We start from the raw sequence: 6,782 nt of genomic DNA, 5'->3' as shown, positions 1-6,782 counted from the left end.
CGGCCATCCAACAAAAAAAGCGCCCCGGCAGGGCCGGAACGCTTTCGCCGAGTTGTAGGGTGGGCAGATTTCTGCCCACGCCGAATTTGCTCAGCGATTGACCGACCTTCCGCGTGAGCACCAGTGCCCACCCTACGAGTTGCATTTGACGGTCGATCCACGCGGCCATCCAACAAAAAAAGCGCCCCGGCAGGGCCGGAACGCTTTCGCCGAGTTGTAGGGTGGGCAGATTTCTGCCCACGCCGAATTTGCTCAGCGACTGACCGACCTTCCGCGTGGGCAGCAGTGCGCACCCTACGAGTTGCAATTGACGGCCGATCCATGCTGCCATCCAACAAAAAAAAGCGTTCCGGCAGACCGGAACGCTTTCGCAGGGAAATACAGCGACGTGCTTACTTGGTCACGGCGAGCTGGGTGCGCTGACCATCGCGATAGGTGTACAAGGTGATGGTGCCGTCCTTGATATCGCCCTTCGGGTCAAACGAAATCATGCCGGTCACGCCTTTGTGGTGGATCTTGGCCAGTTCCGGCAGGTACTTCTTCGGATCGGCCGACTTGGCTTTTTGCATTGCATCGGCCATGGTCATCAGCGCATCGTAGGTGTACGGTGCGTAAATCACGACATCCTGGCCGTACTTCTTCTTGTAGGCGGCCTTGAAATCTTCCAGGCCCTTGCGTGCCGACTCTTCGACGCCGCCGGCTTCCGCGCAGATAACCTGGTCGTTGCTCATGCCGTCGCCAGCCAGCTTAGGCAGGTCGGAAGTGCAGATGGCGTCGCCGCCCATGTACTTGGCCTTGATGCCCAACTGCTTCATCTGGCGCAGCATCGGGCCGCCGCCGGCGTCCAGGCCGCCAAAGAACACGACATCAGGTTTCTTGGTCTTGAACGAGGTCAGGATCGCGTTGAAATCGGTTGCCTTGTCGTTGGTGTATTGTGTGGCGACAATCGTCATGCCGGCAGCCTTGGCCGCCTTGGTGAATTCTTCTGCCAGGCCTTGGCCGTAGGCCGTACGGTCGTCGATTACTGCAGCGGTCTTGGCATGCAGTGTCTTGGCCGCGTAGCGACCCAGGGCGCCGCCCAACTGGCTGTCGTTGGCGACCACGCGGAAAGTCGTGTTGTAGCCTTGTTGCGTGTATTTGGCGCTGGTGGTCGACGGTGAAATCTGTGGGATACCGGCGTCGTAGTAAATCTTCGATGCTGGAATCGAGGCGCCGGAATTGACGTGGCCGATAACGCCGGCAACCTTGGCGTCCACCAGTTTTTGCGCCACTGCGGTAGCCTGTTTCGGATCGGATGCATCATCTTCCGAGACCAATACGAATTTGGTTTTCTTGCCATCCAGCGTAATGCCCTGGGCATTCAATTCTTCGATCGCCATTTTGGCGCCGTTTTCATTATCCTTGCCGATGTGGCCGATCGGACCGGTGATCGGGCCGACGTGGGCGATCTTCACCACTTGCTCCTGGGCGAATGCAGAACCGGCGAAAGAAAGGGCGATGGCGGCCGCCAATGGAATCAATTTACTGTTGCGCACTAGATTTCCTCCTAAGGATTTTAACTTTATAAATAATGGTAAGCGGCCTTTCGACAGCCGACTTCTATACTGGTTCGGTAAGAAACCGAGGACTTAAACGTTACAACATATGAATCGCTTCGCAAAGCGCTTTTATATGTTTTTTTATTAATTTTACCGATTGATATGCGTAATTTATCCATACGGACAGTGGTGGCGCCGGCCTGATCTGGCGTGTTCCCGCCAATAACACCTTCCACCAAAATAAAAAAGCGTCCCGACGCACAGGCCGGAACGCTTTTGCAGAAGCCAGGATCCTTTCAGATCTTACTTGGTGACGGTCAGCAGTGTGCGCTTGCCATCCTTGTAGGTGTACAAGGTCAAGGTGCCGTCCTTGATGTCGCCCTTGGCATCGAACGCGATCATGCCGGTCACGCCCTTGTGGTGGATTTTCGCCAGTTCCGGCAGATACTTCTTCGGATCGGCTGAATTGGCTTTTTGCATCGCTTCGACCAAGGTCATCACCGAGTCGTACGAGTATGGGGCATACAGCTTGACTTCGGCATTGAATTTCTTCTGGTAGGCTGCCTTGAAATCGTCCAGGCCTTTCTTACCTGAATCCTCGACGCCGCCAGCTTCAGCACAAACCACCTGGTCGTTGATCAGGCCATCGCCGGCCAGCTTGCCCAGCTCTGCGGTGCACATGCCGTCGCCGCCCATGAATTTAGCCTTGATACCGAGTGCTTTCATCTGACGCAACATCGGGCCGGCAACCGCATCCATGCCGCCGAAGAAAATTACGTCTGGATTCTTGGCCTTGATCGAGGTCAGGATGGCGTTGAAATCGGTTGCCTTGTCGTTGGTGAACTGGGTGGTGACGATATTCACGCCAGCAGCTTTTGCGCCCTTGGCAAATTCCTGCGCCACGCCTTGGCCATAGGCAGTGCGGTCATCGATGACTGCGATATTTTTTGCGTGCAGCGTGTTTGCCGCATAGCGACCCAGGGTGCCACCCAATTGGCCGTCATTGGCGACCACGCGGAATACGCTGTTGAAGCCTTGCTGGGTGTATTTCGGGCTGGTGGCGGCAGGCGAGATTTGTGGGATGCCGGCATCGTAGTAGATCTTGGAGGCGGGGATCGTGGTGCCGGAATTCAAATGGCCGATCACACCGTCGATTTTTGCGTCGACCAGCTTCTGTGCCGCCGCCGTGCCTTGCTTCGGATCGGAAGCATCGTCTTCTGCCAGCAGGACGAATCTGACTTTCTTGCCGCCGAGAGTGACGCCCTTGGCGTTCAATTCCTCGACTGCCATCTTGGCGCCGTTTTCCATGTCCTTGCCAAGATGCGCGGAAGGGCCGGTGACCGGGCCAACATGGCCGATCTTGACGATTTGTTCTTGTGCGTAAGCCGAGGTGGATGCGGCCAGGGCCAATGCGATTGCTCCAGTTAGCGGTAACATTTTGTTCTTGATCTGCACTGATTGATTCTCCTAAGGATAAATTTTTGAGGCTGTCGCGATTGCTGTTTCCGCCTGCTCAATGAGCGGAACATGGTGACGTTACAACAAAAAAAATTGTTCGGAAAGAATTTTCCTGCGTTTTTGCCAATACCCGTACCCGTCATACGGGCAATTGGCAGTTTCGATTTGGCGATTGAGGAACCACAGGTGGATCAAGCGAGGGGAGTGTTGCGCGTGGTGGCGCGGGATATTTGATGAGGCGAAATAATCTTGAGGCAGAATAAAAAAAGCGTTCCGGCAATCAAGCCGGAACGCTTCTGGTGTGCTGCTACGTAAGTTACGTATTGCGTGCGACGATTATTTTGTCACGGTCAGCAGTGTGCGCTTGCCATCCTTGTAGGTGTACAAGGTCAGCGAGCCGTCCTTGATGTCGCCCTTTGGATCAAAGGCGATTTCGCCGGTCACGCCTTTGTGGTGGATCTTGGCCAGGAAAGGCAGATATTTCTTCGGATCGGACGAACCGGCTTGCTGCATGGCGTCAACCATGGTCATCAGCGCATCGTATTCATACGGTGCGTAGATCACGACTTCCTGGTTGAAACGTTTTTGGTAAGCCGCCTTGAAGGCTTCCAGTTCGGCCTTGCCGGCATCTGGTACACCGCCAGCTTCAGCACAGACTACCTGGTCGTCTTTCAAGCCTGCGCCAGCCAGCTTGGCCAGCTCAGTGGTGCACAGGCCATCGCCGCCCATGAACTTGGCCTTGATGCCCAGCTGATCCATTTGACGCAGCATCGGACCGCCGACAGCATCCATACCACCGAAGAAGATCACGTCAGGATTCTTGGCCTTGATCGAAGTCAGGATGGCGTTGAAGTCGGTTGCCTTGTCGTTGGTGAACTGAGTCGCCACGATGTTGGCGCCGGCTTTCTTGGCGCTCTTGGTGAACTCTTCAGCTACACCTTGGCCGTAGGCGGTACGGTCATCGATCACGGCAATATTCTTGCCCTTCAGCGTATTGACCGCATAGCGACCCAGTGTGCCGCCCAGTTGGCCGTCGTTGGCAACAACGCGGAAGGCAGTGTTGAAGCCTTGCTGGGTGTATTTTGGATTGGTGGCGGAAGGCGAGATTTGTGGAATGCCGGCATCGAAATAGATCTTGGATGCAGGAATGGTGGTGCCGGAGTTCATGTGGCCGATGATGCCCTTGACCTTGGCGTCTACCAGTTTCTGTGCAGCTGCGGTGCCTTGTTTCGGATCGGAAGCGTCGTCCTCTGAAGCCAGTACGAATTTCACCGGCTTGCCGCCGATCTTGGTGCCCTTGGCATTCAATTCCTCGATCGCCATCGTCGCGCCATTCTCATTGTCCTTGCCGATGTGGGCGTTAGGACCTGTGAGCGGGCTGACTTGGCCGATAGTGACTACTTCTTGTGCCGAAGCCGAGCCTGAGAAGCCTGCAAAGGCGAAAGCCATGGCAATTGCACCAGCCAACGGAATCATTTTGATCTTGTTCTGCATGAATGTCCTCCTGAGGATTTAAAATAAAACAAAGCAAATACAGTTTCACCATCCGCTGCTTATTAACTACGCATTCAGTGCCCTGAATAAAGCAACGTTACAACATAAAAAACGCTTCGCATAGCGGTTTTTTGCGAATTATTGAAACAGTCGAATCGCACCTCAAAAAGATGGTATGAGCAAACATCACACGCTAGACAAAGTCGACCGAAAGCTCCTCAACTTGCTGCAGCGCGACAATCAAATGCCGACCCGGACGCTGGCCGATAAAGCACACATTTCCCAACCAACCTGCCTGCGCCGCCTGCGCGATCTGCGTGAGGCCGGCATCATCAGCGCCGACGTCTCGCTGGTCGATCCCTTTGCCCTCGGCTACGGCATGCTGGCTTTCCTGGAAATTTCGCTGAATAACCAGTCCGACGAGCATATGCAGGAATTCGAGTTACGCATGAACAAGGAAGCCGAGGTCATGCAGTGCTATTTCGTGTCCGGCGATTACGATTATTTCCTGGTCGTGCATGTGATCGATATGGATGCCTATTATCAATTCGTGCGGCGAGTCATTTCCGGTTCCGGCAATGTGCGTCATTTCCAGTCCCGTTTTCCAATGAAGCGCGCCAAATTCGTTACCCGGGTTGCATTTGATGAAAAGCCGCCGACGGTTCAGGTGCGTGTCGCCAAATGATGCACTCGAACAGTGCGCCTGCCTGCCAAAAAATGCGCTCCAACTGATTCCCTGCTACCCATACGCAAAAAGCGCGCCATGCCAATGGCGCCAGGAGTTTTGCCGATGCAGGTGCGAAAAAAAAGACCGTTGCTGTTGCCAGCATCGGTCTTTTTTTCATTCACGCGGCGATGATAGCGCTGCTCATGCTTCCACTGGACGCGGCAGAATCAACGGTCCAGGCGCTTGCCGCGGCACGCCGGTAAAGGCGAAGTCAACTTCAGGCCGGCGGCCGGATACGATTTCGGCGATCGCGCGGCCGGAACCGCAACCCATGGTCCAGCCGAGGGTGCCGTGGCCGGTGTTGAGGAACAGGTTGCTGATCCTGGTCTTGCCGATGTACGGCACGTTGGATGGCGTCAACGGACGCAAGCCGGTCCAGTAAACCGGATTGTCGTAGTCGCAACCGTCCGGGAACAGTTCGCGGGTGCGGCGCGTAATCGCCTCGCAGCGGGTGGTGTTGAGTTCGCGCGTGTAGCCGTTCAATTCGCAGGTGCCGGCGACGCGCAGGCGGTCGCCCAGGCGCGAAACCACCAGCTTGTAGCCGTCGTCGGTCAGCGACACGGTTGGCGCCGCATCCGGATTGGTGATCTTGTAGGTGGCCGAATAGCCCTTGCCCGGATAGATCATCAGATCGATGCCAAGCGGTTGCAGCAGCTGGGTAGAGAAGCTGCCCATGGCGACCACGAAAGCATCGGCGTGCAGGACTTCATGGCGGCCGTCCGGATTGATGACCTCGACGCCGGTGATCTTGGCGGCGGCGCCGCTGCCTTCGGTGATCAGGCGCGTGATGCTGGTGTTGTAGCGGAAGTTGACGCCGGCTTCGGCAGCCTTGCCGGCCAGGCCGGAGGTGAACTTGTAGACGTCGCCGGATTCATCGGTGGCGGTGAAATCGCCGCCGACGATCTTGTCGCGGATGCGCGCCAATGCCGGCTCGATCTTGACCACTTCGTCGGCGCTGATGGAATCGCGCTGGCAGCCCAGGTCGCGCATCAGTTGTGCGGCCGGCAGCGAGATGTCGAATTCTTTTTGATCGGTGTAGAAGTGCAGGATGCCGCTGGTCAGGCAATCGTAGTCGATATTGGTTTCAGCGCGCACTGCTTGCAGCGTCTGGCGGCTGTATTCGCAGATGGCGACGATCTGGCGGATGTTGTCGTTGGTGCGTTTTGGCGTGCATTCGCGCAGGAAATTCACGGCCCATTTCCATTGCAGCCATTCCGGGCGGAAGCGATACAGCAGCGGCGCATCTTCCTGCCCCAGCCACTTCAAGACCTTCATCGGCGCTTGCGGATTGGCCCAAGGTTCGGCATGCGATACCGAAATCTGGCAACCGTTGGCGAAACTGGTTTCCTGTGCAGCGCCGGGCTGGCGTTCGATCACGGTGACGTCGTGACCTTCCTTGTTCAGGAACCATGCGGATGTGGTCCCGATAATGCCAGCGCCCAATACAATTACTTTCATCTCATCTCCAAATACCACCATTTATGATAGCGCTATTGTAAGAAAATTGAGATTTTTTAGGCGATCAAAATCTGGCTCGAAAATTTTACTTTGAACTATGGATCTGT

Annotated in this window: 7 protein-coding genes; 2 read left to right on the top strand and 5 right to left on the bottom strand. The window is 55.7% G+C overall.

Annotated elements, in window-relative coordinates; genetic code table 11:
* The 3 genes from ACIPF8_RS22210 to ACIPF8_RS22200 form a co-directional block, all read right to left on the bottom strand.
* A partial coding sequence (locus ACIPF8_RS22210; protein ID WP_400425488.1) for a hypothetical protein occupies positions 1–331 on the bottom strand: 331 nt, incomplete at its 3' end.
* Positions 332–392: 61 nt separating this feature from the next.
* Positions 393–1,535 carry a branched-chain amino acid ABC transporter substrate-binding protein gene (locus tag ACIPF8_RS22205; protein WP_400425486.1) on the bottom strand — a complete coding sequence of 381 codons (1,143 nt, stop codon included), beginning with the start codon at positions 1,533–1,535 and terminating at the stop codon, positions 393–395.
* Positions 1,536–1,841: 306 nt separating this feature from the next.
* A complete protein-coding gene (locus tag ACIPF8_RS22200) occupies positions 1,842–2,975 on the bottom strand; it encodes a branched-chain amino acid ABC transporter substrate-binding protein (RefSeq protein ID WP_400425483.1) in 1,134 nt (377 codons plus the stop codon).
* Positions 2,976–3,065: 90 nt separating this feature from the next.
* Between ACIPF8_RS22200 and ACIPF8_RS22195 the strand changes: the two genes are divergently transcribed.
* Positions 3,066–3,230, top strand: a complete 165-nt coding sequence (locus ACIPF8_RS22195) for a hypothetical protein (protein WP_400425481.1) — start codon at positions 3,066–3,068, stop codon at positions 3,228–3,230.
* Between the two features lie 102 nt (positions 3,231–3,332).
* Here ACIPF8_RS22195 and ACIPF8_RS22190 read toward each other — a convergent pair whose 3' ends face one another.
* Positions 3,333–4,490, bottom strand: coding sequence for a branched-chain amino acid ABC transporter substrate-binding protein (locus ACIPF8_RS22190; RefSeq protein WP_400425479.1), 1,158 nt, complete (start codon positions 4,488–4,490; stop codon positions 3,333–3,335).
* 175 nt (positions 4,491–4,665) lie between these two features.
* Here ACIPF8_RS22190 and ACIPF8_RS22185 point away from each other — a divergent pair, with 175 nt between their 5' ends.
* Positions 4,666–5,175 carry an Lrp/AsnC family transcriptional regulator gene (locus ACIPF8_RS22185; RefSeq protein WP_400425477.1) on the top strand — a complete coding sequence of 170 codons (510 nt, stop codon included), beginning with the start codon at positions 4,666–4,668 and terminating at the stop codon, positions 5,173–5,175.
* Between the two features lie 183 nt (positions 5,176–5,358).
* On the opposite strand, the gene ACIPF8_RS22180 is transcribed toward ACIPF8_RS22185, so the two are convergent.
* On the bottom strand, positions 5,359–6,675 hold the full coding sequence (locus tag ACIPF8_RS22180) for a D-amino acid dehydrogenase (RefSeq protein WP_400425474.1): 1,317 nt from the start codon (positions 6,673–6,675) through the stop codon (positions 5,359–5,361).
* Positions 6,676–6,782 lie beyond the last annotated feature (107 nt).

This window comes from Collimonas sp. NPDC087041 (assembly GCF_044745265.1).
Lineage (GTDB): Bacteria > Pseudomonadota > Gammaproteobacteria > Burkholderiales > Burkholderiaceae_D > Collimonas.
The sequence above is the reverse complement of the archived record's forward strand: the minus strand, read 5'-3'. Positions and strand labels throughout refer to the sequence as shown.

Bases quoted from the DNA above. Each gene is read 5' to 3' on its own strand.
- ACIPF8_RS22180 (WP_400425474.1), bottom strand. From the start codon at position 6,675: ATGAAAGTAATTGTATTGGGCGCTGGCATTATCGGGACCACATCCGCA.
- ACIPF8_RS22190 (WP_400425479.1), bottom strand. From the start codon at position 4,490: ATGCAGAACAAGATCAAAATGATTCCGTTGGCTGGTGCAATTGCCATG.
- ACIPF8_RS22200 (WP_400425483.1), bottom strand. From the start codon at position 2,975: ATGTTACCGCTAACTGGAGCAATCGCATTGGCCCTGGCCGCATCCACC.
- ACIPF8_RS22195 (WP_400425481.1), top strand. From the start codon at position 3,066: ATGGTGACGTTACAACAAAAAAAATTGTTCGGAAAGAATTTTCCTGCG.
- ACIPF8_RS22185 (WP_400425477.1), top strand. From the start codon at position 4,666: ATGAGCAAACATCACACGCTAGACAAAGTCGACCGAAAGCTCCTCAAC.